This is a genomic window from Mycobacterium sp. MS1601 (assembly GCF_001984215.1).
Taxonomy (GTDB): Bacteria; Actinomycetota; Actinomycetes; order Mycobacteriales; family Mycobacteriaceae; genus Mycobacterium.
In genome coordinates this window covers 2,211,439-2,237,114 of record NZ_CP019420.1, presented here as the reverse complement: position 1 = coordinate 2,237,114, position 25,676 = coordinate 2,211,439, and the positions used below count along the sequence as shown (strand labels likewise).

At 66.2% G+C, this 25,676-nt stretch carries 26 protein-coding genes and 3 tRNA genes; 13 read left to right on the top strand and 16 right to left on the bottom strand.

The window, feature by feature from the left end:
• The first annotated feature begins 26 nt into the window (after positions 1-26).
• Together BVC93_RS10985 and BVC93_RS10980 are read left to right on the top strand one after the other, a co-directional pair.
• On the top strand, positions 27-500 hold the full coding sequence (locus tag BVC93_RS10985) for a carboxymuconolactone decarboxylase family protein (protein WP_083737190.1): 474 nt from the start codon (positions 27-29) through the stop codon (positions 498-500).
• A 60-nt stretch (positions 501-560) separates the two neighbouring features.
• Positions 561-995 (top strand): pyridoxamine 5'-phosphate oxidase family protein, encoded by a 435-nt coding sequence (locus tag BVC93_RS10980; RefSeq protein WP_083737189.1) that lies wholly within the window; start codon positions 561-563, stop codon positions 993-995.
• A gap of 15 nt (positions 996-1,010) precedes the next feature.
• On the opposite strand, the gene BVC93_RS10975 is transcribed toward BVC93_RS10980, so the two are convergent.
• The 4 genes from BVC93_RS10975 to BVC93_RS10960 form a co-directional block, all read right to left on the bottom strand.
• Complete coding sequence (locus tag BVC93_RS10975) at positions 1,011-1,700, bottom strand: hypothetical protein (RefSeq protein ID WP_083737188.1); 690 nt, start codon at positions 1,698-1,700, stop codon at positions 1,011-1,013.
• Positions 1,701-1,796: 96 nt separating this feature from the next.
• Positions 1,797-3,023, bottom strand: a complete 1,227-nt coding sequence (locus BVC93_RS10970; protein WP_083737187.1) for an AGE family epimerase/isomerase — start codon at positions 3,021-3,023, stop codon at positions 1,797-1,799.
• On the bottom strand, positions 3,024-4,115 hold the full coding sequence (locus BVC93_RS10965; protein WP_083737186.1) for a LacI family DNA-binding transcriptional regulator: 1,092 nt from the start codon (positions 4,113-4,115) through the stop codon (positions 3,024-3,026).
• A 44-nt stretch (positions 4,116-4,159) separates the two neighbouring features.
• Positions 4,160-5,167: a ketose-bisphosphate aldolase gene (locus BVC93_RS10960; protein ID WP_083737185.1), complete on the bottom strand. Its 1,008-nt coding sequence runs from the start codon at positions 5,165-5,167 to the stop codon at positions 4,160-4,162.
• Positions 5,168-5,289: 122 nt separating this feature from the next.
• On the opposite strand from BVC93_RS10960, the gene BVC93_RS10955 reads away from it, so the two are divergent.
• From BVC93_RS10955 to BVC93_RS10940, 4 genes are all read left to right on the top strand, one after another.
• The gene (locus tag BVC93_RS10955; RefSeq protein WP_083737184.1) at positions 5,290-6,651 is read left to right on the top strand and encodes an FGGY family carbohydrate kinase; all 1,362 of its coding nucleotides are present in this window, start codon (positions 5,290-5,292) and stop codon (positions 6,649-6,651) included.
• A 153-nt stretch (positions 6,652-6,804) separates the two neighbouring features.
• Entirely contained in the window at positions 6,805-7,806 is a 1,002-nt protein-coding gene (locus BVC93_RS10950) for a substrate-binding domain-containing protein (protein WP_192860258.1), read from the top strand.
• Between the two features lie 5 nt (positions 7,807-7,811).
• Positions 7,812-8,831 carry an ABC transporter permease gene (locus BVC93_RS10945; protein WP_083737182.1) on the top strand — a complete coding sequence of 340 codons (1,020 nt, stop codon included), beginning with the start codon at positions 7,812-7,814 and terminating at the stop codon, positions 8,829-8,831.
• Entirely contained in the window at positions 8,831-9,580 is a 750-nt protein-coding gene (locus tag BVC93_RS10940; RefSeq protein ID WP_192860257.1) for an ATP-binding cassette domain-containing protein, read from the top strand. The genes BVC93_RS10945 and BVC93_RS10940 overlap by 1 nt, the downstream gene beginning before the upstream one ends.
• A 25-nt stretch (positions 9,581-9,605) precedes the next feature.
• Here the strand turns inward: BVC93_RS10940 and wzm are convergent, their stop codons facing one another.
• The 4 genes from wzm to BVC93_RS10920 are packed head-to-tail and all read right to left on the bottom strand — an operon-like array spanning position 9,606 to position 12,677.
• Positions 9,606-10,436: a galactan export ABC transporter permease subunit Wzm/RfbD gene (wzm, locus tag BVC93_RS10935; RefSeq protein WP_083737180.1), complete on the bottom strand. Its 831-nt coding sequence runs from the start codon at positions 10,434-10,436 to the stop codon at positions 9,606-9,608.
• Positions 10,433-11,323, bottom strand: coding sequence for a galactofuranosyltransferase GlfT1 (glfT1, locus tag BVC93_RS10930; protein WP_083737179.1), 891 nt, complete (start codon positions 11,321-11,323; stop codon positions 10,433-10,435). Before glfT1 ends, wzm begins: the two co-directional genes overlap by 4 nt.
• Positions 11,320-12,129, bottom strand: a complete 810-nt coding sequence (gene wzt, locus BVC93_RS10925) for a galactan export ABC transporter ATP-binding subunit Wzt/RfbE (protein WP_083737178.1) — start codon at positions 12,127-12,129, stop codon at positions 11,320-11,322. The genes glfT1 and wzt overlap by 4 nt, the downstream gene beginning before the upstream one ends.
• Before the next feature lie 8 nt (positions 12,130-12,137).
• Positions 12,138-12,677 carry a bacterial proteasome activator family protein gene (locus BVC93_RS10920; RefSeq protein ID WP_083737177.1) on the bottom strand — a complete coding sequence of 180 codons (540 nt, stop codon included), beginning with the start codon at positions 12,675-12,677 and terminating at the stop codon, positions 12,138-12,140.
• A 308-nt stretch (positions 12,678-12,985) separates the two neighbouring features.
• On the opposite strand from BVC93_RS10920, the gene BVC93_RS10915 reads away from it, so the two are divergent.
• Complete coding sequence (locus tag BVC93_RS10915; RefSeq protein ID WP_083737176.1) at positions 12,986-14,182, top strand: cysteine desulfurase-like protein; 1,197 nt, start codon at positions 12,986-12,988, stop codon at positions 14,180-14,182.
• A 3-nt stretch (positions 14,183-14,185) separates the two neighbouring features.
• On the opposite strand, the gene BVC93_RS10910 is transcribed toward BVC93_RS10915, so the two are convergent.
• Positions 14,186-15,169 carry an NAD(P)H-quinone oxidoreductase gene (locus tag BVC93_RS10910; protein ID WP_083737175.1) on the bottom strand — a complete coding sequence of 328 codons (984 nt, stop codon included), beginning with the start codon at positions 15,167-15,169 and terminating at the stop codon, positions 14,186-14,188.
• 65 nt (positions 15,170-15,234) lie between these two features.
• On the opposite strand from BVC93_RS10910, the gene BVC93_RS10905 reads away from it, so the two are divergent.
• Together BVC93_RS10905 and BVC93_RS10900 are read left to right on the top strand one after the other, a co-directional pair.
• Positions 15,235-15,747 carry a MarR family winged helix-turn-helix transcriptional regulator gene (locus tag BVC93_RS10905; RefSeq protein WP_083737174.1) on the top strand — a complete coding sequence of 171 codons (513 nt, stop codon included), beginning with the start codon at positions 15,235-15,237 and terminating at the stop codon, positions 15,745-15,747.
• An 18-nt stretch (positions 15,748-15,765) separates the two neighbouring features.
• Positions 15,766-15,855, top strand: a tRNA-Ser gene (locus tag BVC93_RS10900).
• 13 nt (positions 15,856-15,868) lie between these two features.
• Here BVC93_RS10900 and BVC93_RS10895 read toward each other — a convergent pair.
• The 3 genes from BVC93_RS10895 to hisC all read right to left on the bottom strand — a co-directional run bounded on the left by BVC93_RS10895 (position 15,869) and on the right by hisC (position 18,152).
• Positions 15,869-16,693: a crotonase/enoyl-CoA hydratase family protein gene (locus tag BVC93_RS10895; RefSeq protein ID WP_083737173.1), complete on the bottom strand. Its 825-nt coding sequence runs from the start codon at positions 16,691-16,693 to the stop codon at positions 15,869-15,871.
• A 36-nt stretch (positions 16,694-16,729) separates the two neighbouring features.
• Positions 16,730-17,020, bottom strand: coding sequence for a hypothetical protein (locus BVC93_RS10890; RefSeq protein WP_083737172.1), 291 nt, complete (start codon positions 17,018-17,020; stop codon positions 16,730-16,732).
• A gap of 82 nt (positions 17,021-17,102) precedes the next feature.
• Positions 17,103-18,152, bottom strand: coding sequence for a histidinol-phosphate transaminase (hisC, locus tag BVC93_RS10885; RefSeq protein WP_083737171.1), 1,050 nt, complete (start codon positions 18,150-18,152; stop codon positions 17,103-17,105).
• Positions 18,153-18,240: 88 nt separating this feature from the next.
• Here hisC and BVC93_RS10880 point away from each other — a divergent pair.
• The 3 genes from BVC93_RS10880 (at position 18,241) to BVC93_RS33030 (ending at position 21,455) form a co-directional block, all read left to right on the top strand.
• Positions 18,241-18,332: transfer RNA gene (locus BVC93_RS10880), tRNA-Ser, on the top strand.
• Positions 18,333-18,354: 22 nt separating this feature from the next.
• Positions 18,355-18,427: transfer RNA gene (locus tag BVC93_RS10875), tRNA-Arg, on the top strand.
• 157 nt (positions 18,428-18,584) lie between these two features.
• Complete coding sequence (locus BVC93_RS33030; protein ID WP_157516859.1) at positions 18,585-21,455, top strand: Ig-like domain-containing protein; 2,871 nt, start codon at positions 18,585-18,587, stop codon at positions 21,453-21,455.
• 1 nt (position 21,456) lies between these two features.
• On the opposite strand, the gene BVC93_RS10865 is transcribed toward BVC93_RS33030, so the two are convergent.
• Positions 21,457-22,065, bottom strand: a complete 609-nt coding sequence (locus BVC93_RS10865; protein ID WP_083740964.1) for an AAA family ATPase — start codon at positions 22,063-22,065, stop codon at positions 21,457-21,459.
• Between the two features lie 66 nt (positions 22,066-22,131).
• Complete coding sequence (locus tag BVC93_RS10860) at positions 22,132-23,136, bottom strand: 1-aminocyclopropane-1-carboxylate deaminase (RefSeq protein ID WP_083737170.1); 1,005 nt, start codon at positions 23,134-23,136, stop codon at positions 22,132-22,134.
• A 62-nt stretch (positions 23,137-23,198) separates the two neighbouring features.
• On the opposite strand from BVC93_RS10860, the gene BVC93_RS10855 reads away from it, so the two are divergent.
• The gene (locus BVC93_RS10855; protein WP_083737169.1) at positions 23,199-23,840 is read left to right on the top strand and encodes a GntR family transcriptional regulator; all 642 of its coding nucleotides are present in this window, start codon (positions 23,199-23,201) and stop codon (positions 23,838-23,840) included.
• A 1-nt stretch (position 23,841) separates the two neighbouring features.
• On the opposite strand, the gene BVC93_RS10850 is transcribed toward BVC93_RS10855, so the two are convergent.
• Positions 23,842-24,603 (bottom strand): SDR family NAD(P)-dependent oxidoreductase, encoded by a 762-nt coding sequence (locus tag BVC93_RS10850; protein WP_083737168.1) that lies wholly within the window; start codon positions 24,601-24,603, stop codon positions 23,842-23,844.
• Positions 24,604-24,673: 70 nt separating this feature from the next.
• Positions 24,674-25,672: a phosphotransferase family protein gene (locus BVC93_RS10845; protein ID WP_083740963.1), complete on the bottom strand. Its 999-nt coding sequence runs from the start codon at positions 25,670-25,672 to the stop codon at positions 24,674-24,676.
• Positions 25,673-25,676: the final 4 nt, after the last annotated feature.

Sequence of the window (25,676 nt, the reverse complement as noted above, 5' to 3'; positions counted from 1 at the left end):
GCCGTTTCCGTCCTAGGTTTGAGGACATGACACAGGTACTGGACCCCCAGAAGCTCACCCGCCTCACCCTCAACCGCGTGGCCCCGGAGTTCTACGAAGCCATGATGGCGCTCTCGGCGGCCGCGGAGAAGGACATCGATCCCACACTCGCCGAGTTGATCAAGATCCGGGCCTCCCAGCTCAACCACTGCGCGTTCTGCCTCGACATGCACAGCCACGACGCCCGCAAGAAGGGCGAAACCGAACAGCGGATCTACCTGCTGTCGGCGTGGGAAGAGGCAGGCGAGTTGTACACCGCGCAGGAGCAGGCCGCGTTGGCGCTCACCGAGGACATGACCGACCTGACCCGTGGCGGGCATGTCTCCGACGCGGTGTATGCAAGGGCCGCAGCCGTTTTCACCGAACAGGAGCTCGGTCAGGTGATCGCCATGGTCACCGTGATCAATGCGTGGAATCGGATCAGCGTCAGCACCCGGGTGAGCCCCCCGCACCGCCACTGACCTTCGTAATCTCACCGAGTGCCCTGAGGCCCTTCCAGGTGGCGGGGCCGATCGGTGAGGATGGGGTGCATGGACCAACCGGTGACCGCACTCGACGACGAGGACAGCTGGAAGCTGATTTCCGGGGTGCACCTGGGCAGGCTGGTGACCGTCGTCGACGGCCGCGCCGAGATCTTCCCCGTGAATTTTGTGGTGCAACGGCGCAGTGTGCTGTTCCGGACCGCCGAGGGCACCAAGCTCTTCGGGGCGGTGACCAACGATCAGGTGCTGTTCGAAGCCGACGACCACAACGTCGCCGAAGGCTGGAGCGTGATCATCCGCGGCTCTGCGAAGGTGCTGTTCGCCGCTGACGAGATCCATGACGCCGAGCAGGCCGGGCTTTACCCGTGGATCGCCACGCAGAAGCTGCGGTTCGTCCGCGTGGCGCCGACCGAGATCACCGGCAGGCGGTTCGTGTTCGGGCCAGAGCCCGACGTCGGGGCCTTTCCGGGATGATCCCGCAGGCTGATGTCAGCCTGCGTTGAGGATGACCGGTAGGGCGTCGCGGACGCGGCGCCGGGCGGCGCTGACGGTGTCGTCCACGTCGTCGCGCACCGACGACACCGTCGCCAGCAGGCCTTGCCATTCCTCGTCGAACGCGTCGCGCACGTCGTCTCCCCTGGCTGCTGTGGTCGCGACCATGAAGGCGGCGTCGAACGCCGAGGACGCCACCGTGCCCTGCGCCCTGATCGCCGAGCCGGCGACCTCGGCGGCGCCGATGATCAGCGCGTCCGGCAGCGCCGCCTGCGAGTTGACGTAGGAGCCGACGGCCGCCCGGATCCGGCTGCCGGCCTGGATGGCCGCGTCGGTCACCGCGTCAGCGGTCAGGCTGACCGCGCTCGGCAGTGTGGTGCCCTCGCGCACCGCCTCGATCACCTTGGCAGGCGATTCGACCAGCGCGGCGGTGACGTCGGTGGCCGTGTCCGTGAGCTGCGCGCTGAGCGTGCGGCATGCGATGAGCTGACGCTCGATGACTTCGCGCAGCACGATGACGGCACGTTCGTACTCCTCGTCATCCTCGTCGGCGTCATCGTCGTCGAAGTCCTCGTCGAAGTCCACGCGGTCCCCGTCAGCGTCGTCGACGATCTCGGCAACGATCAGCTGCTCGCGGGCAGCGTCCAGTTCCTCACTCGGGGCGGGCTGGGTGTCGGTCTCACTCATAGGGCCATTGAACGGTCCGCTCGTCAATCTCCGGTGGCGCCCAGGTGAACTCGATCTGATGATGTGACGAGCAGAAGCCCTCGCCCCGGTCACCGTTCAGCGCAACAGCCCCTCCCGAAGCGCCCGGGCCAGCGTCGGAGCCAGCGGCAGCTGGGGGATGAGAGTCGTCTGAAACGCGTGGTAGAGGTCCGGCTTTCCTGGCCACACCGTGGCCGCCGGTCTGTTGGCGGAGTCGAGTTCGTGCAGCCATGACCCTCGCTCGACATCGATCAGGTGGCGCCGCGCGTAGTCCCACCAGGTGGTGTACCACTGGGCGAATCGTGGGTCCGCGGTGCGTCTGTACAGCACCGCAGCCGAGTTGATCGCCTCGGCGAGCACCCAGTGCATGCGTTGACTCACCACCGGCACACCGTCCCAGTCGGTCGTGTAGACAAAGCCCTCCGCTCCGTCGGCGGCCCAGCCGTCGGCGACCGCGCGGTCGAACAATCGTGTGGCTGCCACCACCAGTTCGGGATCTGTCCCCGTCACAGCCTCGGTGTTCAGGATCAACCGCGCCCACTCCAGCCCGTGGCCCGGGGTGGCACCGAACGGCTTGAACTGGTCGCCGGGGTTGTCCTGGTTGAGGTTCAGGTCCGGCTGCCAGCAAGCGCTGTAATGCTCGGGGATCCGGTCGGCGTGCGCCTGCGCCATCGTGATGACGAACTGCACCGCCGATAGCGCACGCGCGCGCCAAGCGTGGGCGTCCTCGGCAGGCACGGAGTCGGCGACGGCGAGCAGCGCTTCGACCGAGTGCATGGTGGCGTTGACGCCGCGGTAGTCGTCTGCGCGGGTGAAGGTCACATCCCAGGTGTCGACCGGCAGGCCAACGGTCGCGTCCCAGAAGTACTGCAGGTAGATCTCCGTCGCGTCGCTGAGCAGTGACTGCGCACCCGGTCGTTCGGCAAGCACCGCGGCGGAGGCCGCCAGCATCACGAACGCGTGGTCATAGCAGCTTTTCCCCGCGGCGGCGTCCGGCATTCCCGACGCGTCCAGTGCACGGAACCAGCCACCGTGCTCGCGGTCGCGTAGGCGCCCGGTCAGGCCTGCCATCGCGGCATCGGCGATGGGACCGCTGCCCGGGGCGCCCAGTAGGTGCCCGAGGCTGTACACGTACACCATCCGGGCGGTGATCCAGGTCTGGACCCCGAACTCCGGTGCGGGTTCACCGTCGTCACCCAGATAGGCGGCACCTCCGCCATCGAGTCCGACCCGCCGGCCGAATGCCAACAGGCGGCTGCGCTCGCGGTCGAGCCACGCCCGGTGTGCGGGCAGCGTCGACGGCACCTAATGCCCCCGAACGCCCGCGGAGCGGCGGCGGGCGGTGCGCGGCCCGCCGGAGGCGGACACGGGTTCGATACACCCACAGGTGACGCCGTATTCGATGTCGCAATCCAGCGACACCGACTGGTAGGGGCGGCCGGGATCGTTCTCCCGCTCGGTCAGCAATTGCAACGCCCTGGCTACCATCGTCGGGACCGGCAGGACCGCTTGTGTGGGCGGCAATCCCGGTGACGAGGTGTCACCGATACCGTCGAAGGTCACCACCGCGACGTCGCGGGGAACCGAAAGCCGCAGATGGTTGGCCGCCGTCATCACCGCCCAGAACATCCGGTTACCGGTGGCGAGCACCCCGAACGGCGGCTCGATCCGCGACATCAGGTCTATGGCACCCTCGGCCGCAGCCTCCCGCGAGGTGTGTCCGGCGCTGATGAGCGGCTCGAGTCCGGCCCCTTCGATGGCTTCCAGATAACCCAATTGGCGCTCCCGAACGCTGGAGATCGTCGCCTCGCCGGTAACCATCGCGACCCGCTGCAGCCCGCGCTTGTCGATCAGATGCTGCGTCAGGGTGTACGCCGCTTCCTTGTTGCGGACCAGGACGTGATCGACGCTGTTGTGGATGGATTCGTGGGTGCGGTCGAGCACCACGGTGGGCACGCGCGTGGCGACATCTGCGAGGCTGGGTGCACCTGTCGGGAGAACCACCAGCCCATCCACCCGCTGTTGGCGGAACAGCTTGAGATACTTTTCCTCGCGTTCCGGGCGCTCCCCCGAGATCCCCAGAAGCATCGTTTGGCCGCTCACCGAAAGCCGCTTCTCGAACTGATGGATCAGACCCGCGAAGAAGCCGTTGCGGATGTCGGGAACGATGATGCCGAGGAACCCCGACTTGTTGGTGCGCAGCACCCGGGCTCGGTTGTCGGTGACATAGCCGAGGTCCTCGACCGCTACGAGCACCTTGGCGCGCAGCTCCTCGGTGACGTACGGCTCGTCGTTGAGCACCCGCGAGACTGACTTGATGGACACCCCGGCGCGCTGCGCGATGTCGGTCAGCCGCGGCGGGCGTTGAAATCCGCGCGGACGATCGGTCTCTGTCATCTTCCCTCCCGGCTACGAGCTTCCGATCATCTCCGACGGGTGGATCAGCCCCGCACCAGAGCCGAGGCCGCGACGAAGGGGGCGGTGTCGGCGAACTCACCGGCGTGCCCCGCCTGCCCGAACACCACCATGCGCTCGGCAATGATGTCGCGCATCGCTTCTCGGGCGCCGCGCAGCGCCGGAGCCGGATCCACCGTTATGCCATCGGCGGCCAAGCTGCTTCGCAGAGCCGCCATGAACGCCATATGGGAGTCCATTCCCTGGTTGATCTTGGTGACGCCGAGCTTGGTGGAACGGGCCTTCTCCTCTTCGGGGACACCCCAGGATTCTGGAAGGGTTCCACCGTGGGCGTTGATCACCGCGCGCAGATCCGCGGGCAGCGAGGACGAGCCGTGCATCACCAGATGGGTGTCCGGCACCTTCGCCGAGATCTCTGAGATCAGACCCATGTGCAGTACCGAACCATCGGGTGGGCTCGCGAATTTGTAGGCGCCGTGCGAGGTTCCGATCGCCACCGCGAGTGCGTCGACGTTGGTTTGTGCCACGAAGGCTTCCGCCTCGTTGGGGTCGGCAAGCACGATCTCGCGGTGGGTTCCGCCATCTTCGGAACCTCCGATCGTGCCGAGTTCGCCCTCGACCGAGACCCCGCGGGCGTGCGCGAACTCCACCACCTCTGCGGTGACGGCGACGTTGGCCGCGAAGCTGGCCGGCTGGTGGGTCTGCGGGTCGAGGCTGCCGTCGATCATGACGCTGCTGAAGCCCGCTTCGACAGCACGTCGGCAGGTGGCTGCGTCGGGGCCGTGGTCGAGGTGCACCACGGTGGGAACGGAAGGGTACCGATCCACTGTCCGCAGCATCATCTCCCAGAACAGCTCGTCGGAGCCGAAGGCAGAGGAGCCCGCCAGCGTCTGGACGATCACCGGCGAGTTGGTCTGTTCTGCTGCGTCCAGAACTGCCTCGACCTGCACCAGATCGGTGACGTTGAACGCCCCTATCCCGTAGCCGCCACGGCGGGCGGCATCTAGAGCACTTCGAAGGGTGATGAGCGTCATTTATTCTCCTGGGAAGTTCGCTCGGCGGATTGTTCGCCTTGTCATCTCTGACAACGATAGACAGACTACTGCGACAATTGCCAGAAGGAAACCGTGGTCCCAGGTCATTCGACGGAGGTTCGATGCGAGACGACGTTGTGGTGGGAATCGACATCGGTAGCTCCGGCACAAAGGTGCTGGCCTACAACCGTGCGGGCAGCGTCGTCGAGGCGCGAGTGGTGCCGACCCCGATGAATCGGTCCGAGGACGGGCTCGACTTCCCGATCCTCGAACTCCTCTCCGCAGCTGAGCAGGCGCTCTCGGAGGTGATCGCCGCAGTTGGCTCGGTGGCCGGAATCGGAATTGCCTCGATGGGCGAGGTCGGCACTGTCCTGGTCAACGGAGAATTGGCTGACCTGCACTTTCCAGCTTGGTACGACGAGCGCGGCGCTGAGATCATCGCCGCGCTGGAGTCGGCCAGGCCCGTCGGGGAGTTGGCGGCGGTCACTGGTGGGCACGCCCGCACCACCTCGACAATCGCCAAGCTGGGCTGGCTGGCCCGGTATCGGGGCTGCCCGGCGGGCACCTTCCTGGGTGTGGCCGGAGCTCTGGCATGGCGACTGACCGGCGTCGCGGTTCAGGAAGCGGGGCTGGCATCGACCAGCGGTGCGTTCGATCCCGTGCGGTCGCGCTACATGCGTATGCCCTGGAACAACGCCGGACTGGGGTTCGTCAGCACGCCCGTGGTCGCACCCGCAGGCGCCGGGAAGTCAGCCTCGACTGTCCTGGCCCGGACACTGGGCCTGAGTTCGAGCTGTCGCGTGCTGGTCGCCGGTCACGACCATCCCGTTGCCGCGGTGGGCAGCGGGGCGCTGGCGGGCGACGTGGTGCATTCGGTGGGTACCAGCGAGGGGCTGTTGGTGTCGATCTCCCGTGGACGACTCGCCGCGGTGGGGGGTGCGGCCCGGCTGGTTCGCGCCGGCTTCACCATCGAGACCTGGCCAGGTGCCGATGACCTGTTGGTGATGGCAGAAGGGCTGCGGCCGGGGCTCGCCTTGCAGACACTCCTCGGGGCGGCTGTGGCCGACAGGGCCGAGCTCGATGCCGCCGCTCCCGCCCCCGGTGTCGCCCCCGAGCTGCAGCGTTGCGATTCGCTGCAGCTCGAGCGCGGTGACCTGGGCCAACACGTCGGTGATGCCGTGACGTGGGCCAGTGTCATCGACCACTACGCCCGGATGGCGGCCGATCGGGAAGCGGCCCTGCGCGCCGTCAGTGGTGCCCTCGGGCGCACTGTGCTCACCGGTGGTGGAACGCGATCGCCGCGCTGGATGGCGGCCAAGCGGTGGTTCGGCACGCATCCGCAGGTCGTCTCGAACATCACGGAGACCGTGACTCGCGGTGCTGCCGCCATCACCGGCGCTCAGCTGGGTTGGTGGCCGATTGCCGCAGCGATGCCCGGAAACGACACGAGACCAGTTCCGGCACCTGTCGGATCGGGCAACTGACGACCAACATCTAGACAACGTTGTCAGACTTGTGAATGATGTCGGTTACAGCATGGATGTCCATGTGCCCTCCATCACCAGCAAGTCAACTCAGTGAAGAGTAAGGAAAGCCCGATGCGAAGCTCGACCTCACGGCGTGGACCGTTATTGACCATGTTCGTTCTCGTCTCGACCACCTGTCTTGCTGCGTGTTCCTCCGGGACCAGCGGCGACACCGCCGGTGACTCCGGTGCCGACAGTCAGGGCGGGGTGCGTGTCGCCTTCGTGACCAAGCCGCTGGACAACACGTACTTCGGCGCCATGGTCACCGGTGCCGAGGCCGCCGCCGACAAGCTCGGTGTCGAACTGAACGTGCAGGCCGCCCAGAACGTGTCGGACGACACCGGGCAGGCGTCCAAGCTGTCGACCCTGGTCTCTGAGGGCTACGACTGCTACGTGATCAACCCGACCAGCCCGACGAATCTGCTCACCCCGCTGGCGCAGGCCGGGGACGCCACCGTGGTGAACATCGACCTCGAGGCCGATCTCGACGCGGCCAAGGCCCAGGGTGTCAACGTGCAGACCTACATCGGCACCGTCAACGAGCAGGCGGGTGCCGCCGGTGGCGAAGCACTGCTGAAGTTGGTCCCGGAAGGCTCGCAGGTGGCGGTCATCGGCACGCTGGCCCAGGATGCGGGAAACATCGCCAGGCAGAAGGGCTTTCACAGCGTCGTCGACGGCAAGCTGGAAACCGTTCAGACGGTCTCTGCAGACGCAGACCGCGTCAAAGCCAAGAACTCGGCTGCCGCGATCATGCGGGCCAACCCGGAGGTGAAGGGGTTCTTCACTCCCGCCGGCACCCAGGCGCTGGGAATTCAGGAAGCGATCGAACAGGAAGGTCGCACTGGAGATGTCGTGGTTGTCGGCATCGACGGCACCGAGGAAGAGCTCCAATCGATCGTCGACGGCAAGCTGGCCTCGACCGTCGAACAGTTCCCCTACCTCATGGGCTACCAGGCGGTGCAGGCGTGTCTTGCTGCCTCGGAGGGCAAGGCTCTACCTGAGCGGGTGGACACCCCGGTCCTGATCGTCGACAAATCCAACGCAGCCGACGCACTGGCCACCGCACCTGCTCCTCCGGCCGGCTTCACCGTGCCGAACCCCTTCGAGGGCTGACTCGGATGACGAGCGGAATCGCGCGCAGAGCTGCCACCGGCGGGCGGGTCGATTCCGGCGGGACGGTTGGACCGTCCCGCCGGCAACGGCTACTCCGCGTGGTCGGCCTGGAGGAGACGTGGACGAAGGCCACCGCGCCGATGGCGCTGGTGATCGCATTCCTGGCCTTCTCCGTCGCCGCACCGAACTTCGCGACCTGGCACAACGTCAACGCCATGCTGGCCGACGCCGCAATCCCCGTGTTGTTGGCAGTGGGCATGACGTTCGCCGTCATGCTCGCGGGTATCGACCTGTCGATGGCCGCCACGCTGGCGCTGGCCAGCGTGGTGTTCGGCCTGGCCTATCAGGCCGGCTGGGGATTGCTCGTCGCCTGCCTGCTTGCGATCGGAGTGGGAGTGGTTGTCGGGGCCGCCAACGGGTTTTTTGTCGGCCGCGTGCGTATCCCGGACATGATCGTGACCCTTGGCACCATGGGCGTGGTCATGGGCATCGGCCTGGTGGTGTCACGCGGTATCCCGGTACCGATCGCTGATGAGGCGCTGCAGACCATCGCCAGGGAATCGGTGGCGTTCTTGCGGTGGAACTTCGTGATCGTGCTGGTCATCGGAGTGGCGCTTCATGTTTTCCTCACCTACACCGCGCTCGGTACTCACCTGCTCGCCGTCGGCGACAGCATGGACGCGAGCAAGGCGATGGGCATCCGGGTATCGCGGGTCAAGCTCGTCGGATACATGATCGGCGGTGCCCTTGCCGGTACCGCGGCCATCTTCTTGATCCTGTACGTGGGATCGACCCAACCCGCGGTCAACACCGATTACGTGATGAAGGCCGTCGCCGCCACGGTGCTCGGTGGTACCAGTCTGTTCGGCGGGCGCGCCACGGTCTGGGGGCCCATGCTCGGCGCGGTGCTGCTCACCGTGGTGCAGACCGGACTGACCATGGTCGGGGTCGAAGCGTTCTTCGAACCCGCTGTCGTCGGTGTCGTGGTACTCGCGGCGGCCACCCTGATGCGCGGGAGGAAATGATGGCCGACAACAAGATCGAGGTCGTCGACCTCACCAAATCCTTCGGCAATGTCGAAGCGCTCAAGGGTGCGTCGTTGTACGCCAAGCCCGGGGAGGTCACCGCGATCGTCGGGGACAACGGCGCCGGCAAGTCCACCCTGATCAAGTGCCTCGCGGGCTACCACACACCTGACAGCGGCAAGATCCTCGTCGACGGTGAACCGGTGCACTTCGGCTCGCCGCTCGATGCCCGTCGAACCGGGATCGAGACCGTCTACCAGGACCTGGCTCTGGCTGATCAGTTGACGGTGTGGCAGAACATCTTTCTCAATCGCGAACTCACCCGGGGAATCGGGCCATTGAGGTTGATCAGACGCGCCGAGATGCGGCGACGAGCCCACGAACTGGTCTCGGGGTTGGCTGTCAACGTCCCCAACGTGACGTCGACGGTGAAGCGACTCTCGGGTGGGCAACGTCAGGCCGTGGCCATCTCGCGTGCGGTGATGTGGTCCAACCAGTTCGTGATCATGGATGAACCCACCGCGGCGCTCGGTCTGCGAGAGACCACCCAGGTCGAAGATCTGATCCGGCGCATCGTGGGCGCAGGCACGTCGGTTCTCATCATCAGTCACAACTTCGAACAGGTGATGCGACTGTCGCAGCAGGTGTGGGTGATGCGTGCCGGAAGCGTGGTGTCGGGAGCGCGTACCGCTGACGTCACCGGCGCCGAACTGGTTGCGCAGGTCACCGGAGCGCGCGCGTTCACCTGAGCCCGCCGCGGTGGTCTGGTCCGGATCAGACCCAGTAAGGGACCCTGGCCCGGTACTGCCGCATCGCGAACGCGGTGACCGTCCACCCGACGATGGTCAAGACGATGACCACCACCCAATGGTGCAGTTCCTGATCGGCGCCCAACAACGGTGCGCGCACGATGTCCACGTAGTGCAGCAGCGGATTGAACTCGATGATCCTGGCCCAGCTACCGGCACCCTGATCGCGCAGCGTCTGGTCGTTCCAGATGATCGGCGTCATGTAGAACAGCAGCTGCACCAGGCTGAACAGCAGTGGGCTGATGTCGCGGTACCGGGTGGCCAGAATGCCGAAACACAGTGCCACCCATATGCAGTTGAGCACGATCAACGCCAGCGCCGGGATGAATGCCAGATCGGCCCACGACCAGGGTTGCGGAAAGATGATCGCGATGATCACGAAGATGATGATGTTGTGCGCGAACAACAACACCTGCCGCCACACCAGCCGGTAGACGTGCACCGACAGCGGCGTCGGTAGCTGCTTGATCAACCCCTCGTTGGCCACGAACACGTCCGCGCCCTCGAGAATCGCGGCGTTGATCAGATTCCAGATGATCAACCCCAGCGTCACGTACGGAAGGTGCACGGACAGTTCGAGATTGAACAGCTTGGAGTACAGCCCGCCCAGCGCCACCGCCATGGTGCCGGTGGCGATGGTGATCCAGATGGGGCCCAGCACACTGCGCCGGTAGCGCTGTTTGATGTCCTGCCAGCCCAGGTGCAGCCACAGCTCGCGCTTGTTGAAGCCGTCCACCAGGTCGCGTCGTGCCCGTGAGAGCGTCTTGGATTGCGCTGCCGCGTCGATGATCGTCATCGCCCGAACCTTTCCCGTCTGCCCAGCCGCCGCAGCCTGATCCACTCCCGCAGGCCGGCCGGGTCGCGCCGCGACACCAGGAAGAACCAACCGAACCGCACCCACTCCTGCGGTATCAGTTTGCGTAGGCCTGGCTGCGACAAGAGGTAGCCGCGGTTGCGGTAGGTGAAGAAGCGTTTGGTGGCATCGTCGGGGAACTGCGTGTGCATGCGGCCGCCGAGAATGGGCTTGAACTCGTCGCCGCCCTGCGGGTGCACGTACACCGCGTCCAAGCAGGTGCCGAACGGCACACCCGAGCGCACCAGCCGCCGGTGCAGCTCCACCTCGTCGCCGCGGACGAACAGCCGAAGATCCGGCACACCAACGGCTTCCAATGTCGCTGCCCGGAACAGCGCGCCGTTGAACAGCGAGGCGATGCCCGGCAGCAGGTCGCCGCCGTCCACCCGCAGCTCGTCGACCCGGCGGCGCCACACCAGCCCGCGGCGCAGGGGGAAGGCCAGGCGGGAGGGGTCGTCGAGGTCGCACACCATCGGTGACACCTCGGCCAATCCGTGCTTGCGCGCGCACGCCATCAAGGTGGCCAGCACGTCGGGCCCCAGTGGGCGGCCGTCGTCGTCGGCCAGCCAGATCCAGTCGGCGCCGGCGGCCAGTGCGTGCAGCATGCCGAGAGCGAAACCGCCTGCGCCGCCCAGGTTTCGGCGCGAACCCAGGTATGTGGTCGGCACCGGCTGGGCGGCAACCAGATCGCGCACCGCGGAGTCGTCGTCATTGTCGACGACGATCAGGTGGTCGAGCGGCCGGGTTTGTGATGACAGCACACCCAAGGACTCCGCGAGTTGCTCGCGACGACGATGGGTGACCACCACGGCGTAGACCGTGTCAGTCATGCGCGGTCCCGTGCCTGCTCTTCGAGCACCTCGCGGACGTGGCGGGCGGCGTCGGGACCTTCGTATGCGCCCACCACCTCTTCGATGCCGCCGCTCATCCGGATGGTGCCGTGGTCCACCCACATCGCGGTTTTGCACAGTCGCGCCAGGAACTCGTTGGAGTGGCTGGCGAAGACCAGGATTCCGGAACGCTCCACCAGCGCGGCCAGCCGGGTTTGCGCCTTCTTGAGGAACTCGGCGTCGACGGCGCCGATGCCCTCGTCCAACAGCAGGATCTCGGGGTCGATGCTGGTCACCACGCCCATCGCCAGACGAACCCGCATGCCGGTGGAGTAGGTGCGCAGCGGCATCGACAGGTACTCGCCGAGTTCGGTGAAGTCGGCGATCTCGTCCACCTTGGCCAGCATCTGCTTGCGTGTCTGGCCCAGGAACAACCCGCGGATGATGATGTTCTCGAAGCCGGAGATCTCGGGGTCCATGCCGACACCGAGGTCGAACACCGGCGCCACCCGGCCGCGCACCGTCGCCAATCCGCGGGTGGGCTCGTAAATCCCGGACAGGAGCCGCAACAGGGTGGACTTGCCTGCCCCGTTGTGGCCGACGAGGCCCACCCGGTCACCCATCTCCAACGACATCGTGATGTCGCGCAGCGCTTCGATGACGACGACGTTGGACTCGTTGCGCCCGATGGTGCCGCCGGCCTTGCCCAGGAACGCCTTCTTCAGTGAACGCGACTTGGCGTCGAAGATCGGAAACTCGACCCACGCGTTGCGGGTCTCGATATGCGGCCGAGTAGGAGAACTCACAGCGGTGACTACAGGTACTGCCCGGTGCCGGGATGTTGGCCGCCGCGTTGCTGTCCCGGCGCGCTCACACCAGGCGGCAGTGCACCCTGGCGCATCTGCTCCAGCTGTGCCTGGGCTGCCATCTGCTGGGCGAACAGGGCGGTCTGGATGCCGTGGAACAGACCTTCCAGCCAGCCGACCAGCTGGGCCTGCGCGATCCTCAGTTCGGCATCCGAGGGCACGGTGTCCTCGGTGAACGGCAGGGCCAGCCGCTCGAGCTCGTCGCGCAGTTCCGGCGCCAGGCCGTCTTCGAGTTCGGCGATGGAGGTCTTGTGGATCTCGCGGAGCCGGTTGCGACTGGCGTCGTCCAGCGGAGCGGCCTTCACCTCTTCGAGCAGCTGCTTGATCATGGTGCCGATCCGCATCACCTTGGCGGGCTGCTGCACCAGATCGGTCACCGACTTGTCTTCATCGCCGTCTGCGGGGCCGGCCTGCTGTGGATCCGCGCCGATGATCTCGATGTTGTCGTCGTCCGTGCTCACGTCTTCTTCTCTGTTCCTTCGCGCCATGGGTCGCTGTTGTCTAGCGACACTAGTCCGTGGGGGCTCAGGCCCCGGAGTACGACTGTCGACTGCTGTCGGGAGCGGCCGTTTTCGCCGGTGATCCACAACTGCTGGCAAACGCCATAGTGCACCCTGGAATTTGTCTTCCGTAGCCCAGCAACAACTGCGGTGTTAGCGCTCCGATCTCAGAGGACACTGGACTAGTATTGCTCGCCAGTGACCCCGGTTCGGTCAGCAGCGGTGTGTGTCAAACCCCTCTGCCTCCCGACCGGACCAATACCCAGAACTTGTGTAGACCTTCTAAGGTGGCTGGCATGGCATTTGACGTCGCCCGGGTGCGTGGTCTGCATCCGACTCTGGGCGACGGCTGGGTGCATTTTGATGCGCAGTCCGGCATGTTGGTGCCCGACTCGGTCTCCACCACGGTGTCGACGGCGTTTCGCACCTCGATGGCCACTGCATCCAGCCCCCATCCGTCGGCACGGCGCAGCGCCGCTCTGGTGGACGCCGCCAGGCAGGCGGTCGCGGATCTGGTCAACGGCGACCCGAACGGCGTTGTGCTCGGCGCCGACCGGGCAGTGTTGCTGACGTCGTTGGCAGACGCCTCGTCGTCGCGCGCGGGGCTGGGCTATGAGCTAGTGGTCACCCGACTGGACGACGAGGCGAACATCTCGCCGTGGTTGCGCGCGGCCAACCGCTATGGCGCCAAGGTCAAATGGGCCGAGGTCGACATCGAGACCGGTGAGCTGCCCGAGTGGCAGTGGGAAGGTCTGATCACCAAGCCCACCCGGCTGGTGGCCATCGCGTCGGCGTCGGCCACTCTGGGCACCGTCGTCGACCTGAGTCCGGTCAGCAAGCTCGCCCACGAGATCGGCGGTCTGGTGGTGGTCGATCACACTGCTGCCGCGCCGTACCGGCTGATCGACATCCAGGAATCAGACGTCGACGTCGTAGCCCTCAACGCCATCGGCTGGGGCGGCCCGCCGATCGGAGCCCTGGTGTTCCGTGACCCCGCCCTGATCGACAGCTTCGGTTCGGTGTCGATGAACCCGTATGCCACCGGCCCGGCCCGCCTCGAGATGGGCGGGCACCAGTACGGTCTGCTCGGCGGTGTGGTCGCCAGCATCGAGTACCTGGCCGGCCTGGACGAGGCCGCTGTGGGCAGTCGGCGCGAAAGACTCTCTGTGTCAATGCAATCCGCGGCCGCGTATCTGGACCGGATCTATGACTACCTGCTGACGTCGCTGCGCTCGCTGCCGCTGGTGATGGTGCTGGGCGCACCGGATGACCGCATACCTGTCGTCAGCTTCGCCGTGCAGAACGTGCCCGCCGAGCGGGTGGTGCAGCGGTTGGCCGACAACGGCGTGCTCGCCATTCCCAACGCCAACTCCCGGGTGCTGGACGTCATCGGGGTCAACGACGTCGGCGGTGCGGTCACCGTGGGCCTGGCGCACTACTCGACGATGTACGAGGTGGACCAGCTGGTTCGCGCGCTCGCCAGTCTCGGCTGAGTCTCAGCGCTGGACGGTCAGCAGGATCTTCCCGGTCACCTGGCCCGACTCCAGCAGGCGGTGGGCGTCGGCCGCTTCCTCGATGGGGAACGTCGCGCCGATGATCGGGCGCACCTGTTCGTCGGCGATCATGGGCCACACCGACTCCGCCACAGCGTGCACAATCGGACTCTTACCCGTCGCGCCCCCGACGTGCCGTCCGCGCAGGGCGGTGCCGATCACCCTGGCCCGCTTGCTGATCAGTTTGCCCAGATTCAGTTCGCCCTTGACTCCGCCCTGCATGCCGATCACGATGAGCTGCCCGTCGTTGGCCAGTGCATCGATGTTGCGGTCCAGGTAGGAGGCACCCATGATGTCGAGGATGACGTCCGCGCCCGCGCCTGCGGAGGCATCTCTGATGCGCTCGACAAAGTCTTCGTCTCGGTAGCTGATGACGACCTCGGCGCCGAGCTCGCGGCAGAGGTCGAGCTTGGCGCGCGAACCTGCGGTCACTGCCACCCTGGCGCCGAGCGCGCTGGCCACCTGGATGGCGTGGGTGCCGATGCCGCTGGCGCCGCCGTGGATCAGCACCCACTGCCCGGCCGACAGGTGCGCTGTCATCACCAGGTTGGACCAGACCGTGCAGGCGACCTCCGGCAGGGCCGCCGCGTCATACACGCTGACTCCGTCCGGGAGCGGGAGAACCTGGCCGCACGGAACGGCGACGTACTCGGCGTAACCACCACCGGCCAGCAAAGCGCACACCTCTTGCCCGATCTGCCAGTCCGTGGTTGAACCGCCCAGCCCCACCACGGTTCCGGAAACTTCGAGGCCCAGAATCGGGCTCGCGCCGGGCGGCGGCGGATACTTGCCGGCGGCCTGCAGCAAATCGGCGCGATTGACGCCCGCGCAAGCCACCTTGATCAGTATTTCCCCGTGATCTGGCGCTACATCGGGCACGTCGCGCCAAATCAGCTCCTCGGACGACTCTGCGACAATCGCACGCATATTCGTCACGCTACTACCTGCAGGTTTGGACTACCTGGGAAGGCGTCATCGCTTACCATCAGCGCATGGAGGGGATGATTGCCGGGCGCACCGCAAGCGATATGCCCGGGCTCGATATTGCCGAGGAGAGGGCGTGGCAACACTTCCTCGATTCGGCATTGCGAATGTATGCCGCATTGAACCGGGGGCTCACTGACTCACATCAGCTGACGCTGAGTGACGTGCGGCTGCTCGACACACTCGACCGCTCGCCCACCGGTTCGGCCCGGATGGGGGATCTGGCTCAGGTACTGCTGTCGTTGCCCAGTCGGGTGACGCGGCAGATCCGACGGCTGGAGAAACAGGGCTTCGTGCGGCGGATGGCCAGCCCGGACGACGGCCGCGGGGTGTTGGCCGCCATCACCGACGAGGGCCGCCAGGTGGTCCGCGAGGCGATGGTGACCTACTGCAAAGGGGTGCGCACGCACTTCCTGGGGCAGCTTTCGCGTCCGCAGATGGCTGCCATGGGCGAGAACTGCCGCCGCATCAGCACCGCACTCAAGCACGTCGAACGTCCGGGTAAGTTCGGCCGCGCCTGAGCCGCTACGCTTGTCGGCGGTGGCGTGGCAGAGCGGCCTAATGCACTCGCCTTGAAAGCGAGAGACGGCTAACACCGTCCGGGGGTTCAAATCCCTCCGCCACCGCCATGGGGCGGCCGGGTCATTGGCCGGTGAACTCCGGCGGCCGTTTGGCGAACATCGCGGAGATGCCCTCGGTCAGATCTTTCGACGGTAGGAATGCCGAGTTCCACGCCGCCACATAACGCAGGCTCGCCGCGACGTCGGCGGTGCGCTGCTCGTCGAGGACGTCCTTGATGCCCTTGACCACCAGCGGGGGATTGGCGGCGATCTCGGCGGCCGTGGCATGCGCGGCGGCCAGGGATGCCTCCGCATCGGCGTAGACGTCGTTGACCAAGCCGATCTTTTCGGCCCGTGCCGCGTCGATGTCCTTGCCTGTCAATGCCAGTTCCCGCAAGTGTCCGTCACTCAGGATCAGCGGCAACCGAGCCAGGCTGCCGACGTCGGCGACGATCGCCAGCTTGACCTCGCGCACCGAGAACTTCGCGTCGGCGCTGGCGTACCGGATGTCCACGGCGCTGATCAGGTCGACACCTCCGCCGATGCACCAACCCTGCACCGAGGCGATGGTCGGTGTACGGCAGTCGGCCACTGCGGTGATGGCGTCCTGCATGGTCTTGAGGTGAGCGTGGAAATCGGCGCGCGGACCCGCCAGTGCACCGTCGGCCATCATGGGCCCGAGGACGTTGCCCATCGCGGCCAGGTCCAGTCCGTAGCTGAAGTTCCTGCCGGATCCGGTCAGCACGATGGCCCGGACGTCGGGGTCGGCGTCCAGTGCGCGGAACGCCACCGGCAGTTCGGCCCAGAACGCCGGGCCCATGGCATTGCCCTTGCCCGGGCCCAGCAGCGTCACCTGCGCCACGCGGTCCTTGATCTCGACGGACAGCGATTCGTAAACGTCACCCATGGACGCCAGGCTAACCGGTTGGTCGGGACTCGCGGGTCAGCGTCCGGCGAATCCGAGCAGGACGTCCTTCAGATCGGCCTCCGGGATGGCCTGGCAGATCACCTGCGCCAGCCCGGCCACGAACACCGGCTGGTCGACCGTCTTGTCGGCCAGGATCTCGTCGATGACGGCCCGACGGTCACGGTCGCTCAAGGCGGTGAAGTCTTCGCATGTCATTCCGTCCACGGCCACCGGTTCGGTGGTCTGTGCCACCACGCCTTCGACGGTGTTGGTGCAGCCCGACAGGACAACCGCCACGGCGGCGACCGCGACCGCGAATGCCTTCATCGTGTCGACGGTAGTGCCTGTCTACGGCGCGGCATAGCCAGCCCCGATCAACAGCGGCGGGCCGCCGGGTGGCCTGGACCCCTCAGATCCAGCCGAGAGCGAACTCCAGGAACGTGTCGTTCTCGTGCGGCGCACCGATGGTCACGCGAACGCCGTCGGTGCCGTAGGGGCGAACCAGTACCCGGGCGTTGGCAGCCTGTTCCACGAAGTCTGCGGTGCGTTCCGGCCCCAGGGGCAGCCAGACGAAGTTGGCCTGGGAGTTCGGCAGTTCGTAGCCCGCGCCACGCAGCGCGGCGGACACCCGAGCCCGTTCGAGCACCACGGCGTCGGTGCGGGCCATCAGTTCGTCGGAGGCCTGGATGGAGGCGATGGCGGCCGCCTGGCTCAGGCTGGTCGCGGTGAAGGGCACATAGACCTTGCCCAGCGCGGTGATGATGTCCGGATCGCCCACCGCGTAACCCACCCGGGCGCCCGCCAGCCCGTAGGCCTTCGAGAACGTGCGCAGCACAACCACGTTGGGGTGGTTGCGCACCAGCCCGAGACTGTCGGGCACCAGGCCGTCGCGGATGTACTCCACGTAGGCCTCATCGATGGCGATCAGGATGTCGTTGGGAACTGCCGCGACGAAGGCGGCCAGCTTGTCCGGGTCCACCACGGTGGACGTGGGGTTGTTCGGGTTGCAGACGAAGATCAGCCGGGTGCGGTCGGTGACGGCGGCCAGCATCGCGTCCAGATCATGGGTGTGATCCTTCAGCGGAACCTGGACCGGCGTGGCGCCGGCCACTCGAACCTGAAGCGGGTACACCTCGAAAGCCCGCCAGCCGAACATCACCTCGTCGCCGACGGTGGCGGTGATCTGGATGAGTTGCTGGCACAGGCTCACCGATCCGCAGCCGGCCGCGATGTTCTCCGGAGCGAAACCCACGTGCTTGGCCAGGTGTTCCTTGAGCTCGACGTACCCGTTGTCGGGGTAGCGGTTCAGATTGTCGGTGGCGTTCTCGATGGCTGCGCGCACGCTCGGCAGTGGGCCGTCGACGGTTTCATTGCTGGCCAGCTTGATGGCGCCGGGCACTGTCTTGCCCGGTGTATAGGCCGGAAGGTCGGCCATCAGCGGGCGCAAGCGGGCGGTCATTTGGTCAGCATATGTGAGTGGCTGTACGCTCTTGCCTCGGCGGTTCCGGTGCTACCAAGACGGTCCGGTAATCTCCAAGGACGTTCAAGGAGGCGTGCCAGAGCGGCCGAATGGGACTCACTGCTAATGAGTTGTCCGCCTTAAAGCGGACCGGAGGTTCAAATCCTCTCGCCTCCGCCACATAACTGAATAGTTGGACCAAGCGCCCGTAGCTCAACGGATAGAGCATCTGACTACGGATCAGAAGGTTAGGGGTTCGAATCCCTTCGGGCGCACTCAGCACACACCTCCGGCGGCTCGCCGGGTTCACAATCGATTAGCTGCACTGCGGTTGGCGGTGCGCTATCTTGAGCTCTCCTAAAATTTGCGGAGAGGTAAAACGTGGCGGGTCGGACTGGTACTCGCCCTGTTCGTCGATCTGAGAGTTTCCGCGTGCGCCGGTGGCTGCAGCTGGGGGCTGCCTCTGCGGGTGTCAGTGCGGCGTTGCTGGGGTTCTCGACCCTGGCGCCGGAGATCGGCGTGGCCGCCGCCGAGACCGAGAGCACGTCGGCGTCGGCGCAGTCTTCGGCATCCTCTGACTCCGAGCCCTCCTCCAGCGCGGCCGCACAGACCGACGCCGGCGACGAGCCCGAGCCCGACACTGACGAGCCCGAGCCCGACGACTCCGAGCCCGAGCCCGACGACTCCGAGCCTGAGCTCGAAGACGACGAGTCCGACGACGAGTCCGACGACGACGAGCCCGAAGATCTGGAAACTTCGGAAACCTCCGACACCGACGATCTTCTCGATGCTGAGGATGACGTCGCTGAGCCCGTCAAGCGCTGGGCCACCCGGACCGAGGGGCGCGATACCGAACGCCGCCAGGACGTCGCCGGACAGATCGAGGCGTTCACCGAATCGTCGAAGCAGGCCATCGAGTCCCTGCCGGTAGGTGAGCCGGTGAAGGACCTGTTGAACGGCGGGCTCTACTTCGTGCGCCGGACCTTTCTCAACCAGGCGCCGGTGGTCGCGCCGGTGACGTTGACTGCCGGGTCGTCCGGACCGGTTACCGGGCGGATCGATGCCGTCGATCCCGACGGTGACCGCCTCGTCTATCGACTGGTGCGCGGCCCGGAATCGGGCATTGTGCAGATCAATCCGGATGGCACCTATACGTACACGCCCGGCACGGACTTCGATGGCGTTGCGACCTTCACCGTCGCGGCGCACGACGTCGGCCTGCACGTGAACCTGGCAGACCTGTTCCGCCCGCTCGGAACCCGCGCCGACGTGCTGGTCAACCAGGGTGCCGTCAACTTCGCCTTCAACTACACCACCGGGGCCGAACACTGGACTCCGGAGCGACAGGCTGCACTGCGTGATGCTGCCGACGCACTGATGGGCTACTTCCTGGTGACCAAACCGGTGACGCTCACCTATGACGTCGAGGCCTACGAGGACTGGGATTCGCCCACTCTGGCCACGGGCTTCAGTCAACTGATCGACACCGAGACTGCCGGCTTCTTTCCCGGCATCGTGCAACACAAACTGCAGACGGGGGCCGACGCCAACGGTGACCAGGCTGATGGATGGATCAGCTGGAACTTCGGTCGCGACTGGGCTCTGACTGGTACTGCGACGCCGACGCAGCTCGACTTCCGGACCACGGCGCTGCACGAACTGACACACTCGCTCGGTTTCGCGGGCAGCGTGGACGCGGCGGGTGAGAACTCCAACCCGAATCGGGCGGACTTCGAGAGATGGATCACCACGGCGGACGGCACCGTGGTGATCGGTGCAGATGGCCAGTGGAACAGCGCCTTTGATCCCAACCTGACCGGCGGCAATGGCGGCCTGTACTTCGGCGGCCCCAATGCCGTTGCGGCGTACGGCGCGCCGGTGCCGCTCTACACGCCCAATCCCTGGGCGTCAGGCAGCTCGGGATCGCACCTGGATGACCACACCTTCACCGGGATCGACAGGCTGCTGATGAACGCCGGCACGGTCGCGGGTCCCGGGCTGCACGCACTCAGTCCCATCGAGCTCGGGATCCTGGCTGACCTCGGTTACGTCGTGGTCCCGCCGAACACCCCCACCGCGCGGTGGGCGGCGCAGGCCGCGGTCATCGGTTCCGATCGGCCATGGGCGACACAACAAAGCCCATCGCCAAGCCGGGATCCCGTCGAGAACCTGGTGCGGGGTGTCGTCGCCACATTGCCCGCAGCGGTGCGACAGTCGCTGTTCAATCAGGCACCGACTGTCGGTGGCACCGTCATCACCGGTGGTGCGGCGGGCGAATCGATTGTCGGACACGTGCAGGCAACCGATCCGGAAGGGGATGCCGTCGTCTATCGGCTGTCCAAGCGGCCGACGGCAGGCACGGTGGTGCTCGGAGCTGACGGCTCGTGGACGTACGTACCCGATGCGGGTTTCGGCGGGGTGGACACATTTGTCATCGTCGCCGACGACACGGGCCCGCACGTCAACCTTCTCGACCTGTTGTGGTCATCGGGTACCCGCTCCTCGGTGCTGGTCAACCAGGGGGCGGTCAGCTTCGAATTCACCTACACCACGGGCGCAGAGCACTGGACGACCGAACGGCGAGCCGAATTGAATTCGGCAGCAAGATATTTCGCCGACAACATCATCGTGGAGAAGGCCGTCACCCTGGACTACGAGGTCACCGGCTGGGACTCGGCGAGTACCTCCATTCTGGCCACCGCCAGCAGCGGACTGGCCGTCACCGGCGACGCCTTCCTGCAGACCTGGGTGCAGAACAAGCTCCGCACCGGTACGGATCCCAACGGTGCTGCCGCAGACGGGTTCATCACCTGGAACTTTGCCTACCCGTGGGCACTGGGAACGTCGGTGGGGCCCAACGAACTCGACTTCAGCACGGTCGCCATGCATGAACTGATGCACTCCTTCGGGTTCATCTCCATGGTGCAGGCCCCAGGTGCCAACACCGGCACGTACTGGACCGTGTATGACAGCTTCCTGGTCGACAGTTCCGGAGCCCGGGCTATCGGGCGCGACCTCACCTGGAGGCGCGAACTGGACCCGAACCTCACTGGCGGTAACGGGGGCTTGTTCTATGCCGGCCCCAATGCTGTTGCGGTACATGGTGGTCTGGTCCCGCTGTTTGCCGAGGACCCGTGGACGGCCAGTAACGTCGCCCATGTCGACGACGACACGATCGACGATCTGATGAATCCTGGTATTGATCGCGGCCCGGGTGATCGGACCCTGAGCCCGTTGATGCTCGCGATCATGCAGGACCTCGGATACGTCGTGGTCCAGAGGATGCCGGGCTCGAGCAGCTAGCTCAGAGGCGAATGTGCCGGGCTGCCACAGACAGGCGGCGTAGCTGAAAACGCAACGGGGACAACCGTGGGCCACTGAGTTTCAGCCCGACCTCGGCGGCGACGGTCTCCACCACCTCGTCGAGTGAACGGCCATCGGTGGGAATGTGGCTGGCGAACCTGGGATCAGCCAGCGCAGTGACGCACCGGTCGATCTGCTGCATGGCCCACGTGCCGTCGCCGCCGAACACCCGGCTCCCGAGTGCCTCGAGACGCGTGCCCAACCGTGCCCGCAGTGTCGCCGGTGAGGCCACCAGCGTGACATGTCGGACCTCGATGTCCGCCCGCAAGGTGCCGACGATCTCGTCGAAGTAGTCGTCACGTACAAGTGTCATGGGCACGATCACCGGCCCGTCGGCGGTGCGTTCGGCTTCGCGCAGCGTCGCCACCACCGCAGCGCGCCAGCCCGGGAGGTCTTGGAAGTCACGGCGCGCCGCGGCGGGCAGCATCTTGTGCATCGCGAACCCGATGAGTTCGGGATCGGCGACCTCACTGCCGGGCAGCCTTCGGTGCAACTCGTGGGCACTGTGGGTCTTACCTGCGCCGAAGGCCCCGTTGATCCAGATCAACACCCGTTCGACGGTACAGAAGCGCACTCATCACTTCGGCCTGGAACCGAGGGCCGGACTCCAAGCGGTTCAGAAGACCCCGGAGTAGGCGTTCAGCGCGGGCTGTCCACCCAGGTGCGCGTAGAGGACATTCGAATCCTTGGGGATCGTGCCGTCTTTCACCAGATCGATCAGCCCGGCCATCGACTTGCCCTCGTACACCGGGTCGATGATCATGCCCTCGAGCCGACCGGAGAGCTTGATCGCCTCCAGGGTCGACTCCACCGGGATGCCGTACAGGTCACCGGCCCAGCCTTCGAGGACGGTGATCTCGTCGTCACGCAGGTCGCGGTCGAGCCCGATCAATTCGGCTGTGTGCCGGGCAATTCGCGCTACTTGAGCGCGCGTCTTGTCGACAGTCGCGGAGGCGTCGATACCCAGCACGCGACGCGGGCGGTCCTGCCCGGCGAATCCGGCGATCATGCCGGCGTGGGTGGAACCCGTCACCGTGCAGACGATGATGGTGTCGAAGAAGATGCCGAGTTCGGCCTCCTGCTTCTGCACCTCGTGGGCCCAGTTGGCGAAACCCAGCCCGCCAAGCGGGTGCTCGGAAGCGCCGGCCGGGATGGGATAGGGCTTGCCGCCGGACTCTTCGACCTCGCGGATGGCGTCCTCCCAGGAGGAGCGGATACCGATGTCGAACCCGGCGGGGTCCAGGCGCACGTCGGCGCCCATGATGCGCGACAGCAGAATATTGCCCACCTTGTCATTGACCGGGTCGTCCCAGTCCACCCACTTCTCCTGGACCAGTCGGGCCTTGAGGCCGAGTTTCGCGGCGACGGCGGCGACCTGGCGGGTGTGGTTGCTCTGGTAGCCACCGATGGACACCAGTGTGTCGGCACCCTGGGCGAGTACGTCGGGGACGATGTACTCGAGTTTGCGGGTTTTGTTGCCACCGAAGGCGAGGCCGGAGTTGCAGTCCTCACGCTTGGCCCAGATCTGTGCGCCACCGAGATGCGCGGTGAGCCGTTCCAGGCGGTGGACGGGGCTGGGCCCGAAGGTCAGGGGATAGCGAGCGAAGTCTGCGATGGCCATGAAATGCAATATATCGCACTGATGCAGTTGACAAAAGTGCATGTGGAAGGCAGAAATTCTGTATGCCGGTGCCCCAAAAGGCAGCGCCCAAGCGGCAGCTGCTCCGTGATGACGCCTTCACCGCTATCCGTGCGGCCATCGTCGACGGCACGTTGGAACCGGAGGAGAAGCTGGTCGATGCCGAGTTGAGTGCCTGGCTCGGGGTGAGTCGCACCCCGATCCGGGAGGCGCTGGCGCGGTTGGAGGCGGCCGGGCTGGTGCAGACGAAGCCCGGTCGCTTCACGATGGTCAGCCCGCTGGACACGCGGGCGATGAAGGATGCGCAGTCGGTGGTGGCGGCCATGCACGAACTGGCGGTGCGCGAGGCGGTTCCGATCATGACTGCCGACCACATCGCGGCAATGCGGCTGGCCAATGAGCGGTTCGCGCTGGCCCTGCGCACCAAGGATGTGGACGGCGCCATTGCCGCGGACGACGAGTTCCATGCCGTGGCAGTGGATCTGAGCGCCAATGCGGCAGCCAAGGCAGTGTTGGATCAGCACACGCCGCTGCTGCGCCGGATGGAGAGGGTCCGGTTCTCGTCACTGGTCGGGCGGTCATCGGTGGCGCAGCACGCCGAGATCGCCGATCGGGCGGAGTCGGGTGATGCCGATGGCGCCGCGCATGCCGCGCGGCTGAATTGGATGACGCTGGACCCCAGCTGAGCTAGGTGATGGTCAACCCGCCGTCGACGGCGATGGTCTGGCCGGTGACGTAACCGCCCGCGGGCGAGGCCAGCCACACCGCGGTGGCCGCCAGTTCGGCAGGGTCGCCGGTGCGGCCCAGCACCACCCGCGGCATCTGGGTGTCGAGGTAACCGGGCTTGTACTCGTCGGTCATCTCGGACTTGAAGAACCCGGGAGCCAGCGCGTTGACACGAATTCCCTTGCGGGAGCCCCACTGCTGAGCCAAGTCACGGGTCAGGCCGATGACGGCGGCCTTCGACGCGGCGTACGCGGCCTGCGGCAGCCCGGCTGTGGTGATGCCCAGGACGCTGGAGATGTTGATCACCGAGCTGCCCGGCTCCATCACGCGCCCGCACGCCTGCGCCATCCAGTAGGAGCCGTGCAAGTTGACGTCGATGACCTTGCGGAACTCCTCCGGCGCTTCCCGGGTGGCGGGGACGGCGGTGCCGATGCCGGCGTTGTTGATCAGGATGTCGACGCGCCCGAACGCCTCCATGGTGGCGTCCACCAGCGCCTGGCAGGCCGCCGGATCCGCCACGTCGGTGCCAACGGTCACCGCCCGGCGGCCGGTCGCGGTCACCAAAGCGGCGGTGTCGGAAAGCCTTTCGACGCGGCGCGCGCCGAGCGCGACATCGGCCCCGGCTTCGGCGAAGGCTTGGGCAAACGCGACGCCGAGGCCGGAGGAGGCGCCGGTGACGATGACGACCTTGTCGTCGAGTCGGAAGGAATCCAGAACGGTCATGACGGGCTCCTCAGGGCCTGGTGGGCGATGGTGTACTCGACTGCGTGCGCATCGGGGATCTCGGCGTCGATCACAGAGCGCCGTCCATGAACGTGTGGGCACGGTCGACCAACCGCAGTGTCGCGGCGTGAAGCAGATCGCCGATTTCCTTGGGCGCCTTGCCCGCACACGCTCGGGCATGGGTGCCTTCGAGGATGACTCCGAGTTTGAAACACGCCATGGCCGCATACCAGTTGATGTTCGACAGGTCGCGGGTGCTGCCACGGCCGTAGCGTTCGAGGATCTCCGCGTGGGTGGCCAGACCACCGGCCTTCATCAGCGCGTGGTCCAGGACCTCACTCTCGCCGGGTAGATGCCAGGTGGCCATCATCCAGCCCAGATCCAGCAACGGATCACCGATGGTGCACATCTCCCAGTCGACAATCGCCACCACGTCGGGTCCGGTGGGCGAGAACATGACGTTGGCGGAGTGGTAGTCGCCGTGCATGATGCCCGGCGTCCAGGCTGTGGGGACGTTGTCCTGCAGCCACGCTCCGACATCGGTGAAGCCGGGGATCTCGGCGCCGGAGTAGTTGTCGAAATCTTGGTAGGACTCCAGTTCGGAAGTCCAGCGCGGTACCTGGCGCTCCAGGAATCCGTCCGGTTTCCCGAAGTCGGACAACCCGACGGCCACGTGGTCCACCGCGCCCAGGCGGGCCAGCGCGTCGGCCATCGACAGTCCCATCTGATGACGGATCTGCGGATCGGAGGCGTGCAGCTCCGGCAGCGCGGCGCCGGCATTGAAGCCGTCGATCGGTTCCATCAGATAGAAGACCGCGTCACCGAGGACGTCGATGCTGTCGCACACGGCGATCAGGCCGGGGTGTGGGACGTCGGTGTCGGCGAGTGCCTGTAGCACCGTGGTCTCACGCAGGATCACCTTGTTGCTGACCGGGCGCAGGTGCAGTGGCCCGCGGCGGAACACATAGGGACGGCCGGACCGCTCGAACCGCAGCATGACGTTCTGGGTGCCGCCGGTGATCGGAGTGACGTTCGTCAGCGGCCCGTCGCCCAGGCCGTGGGCGGACATCCAC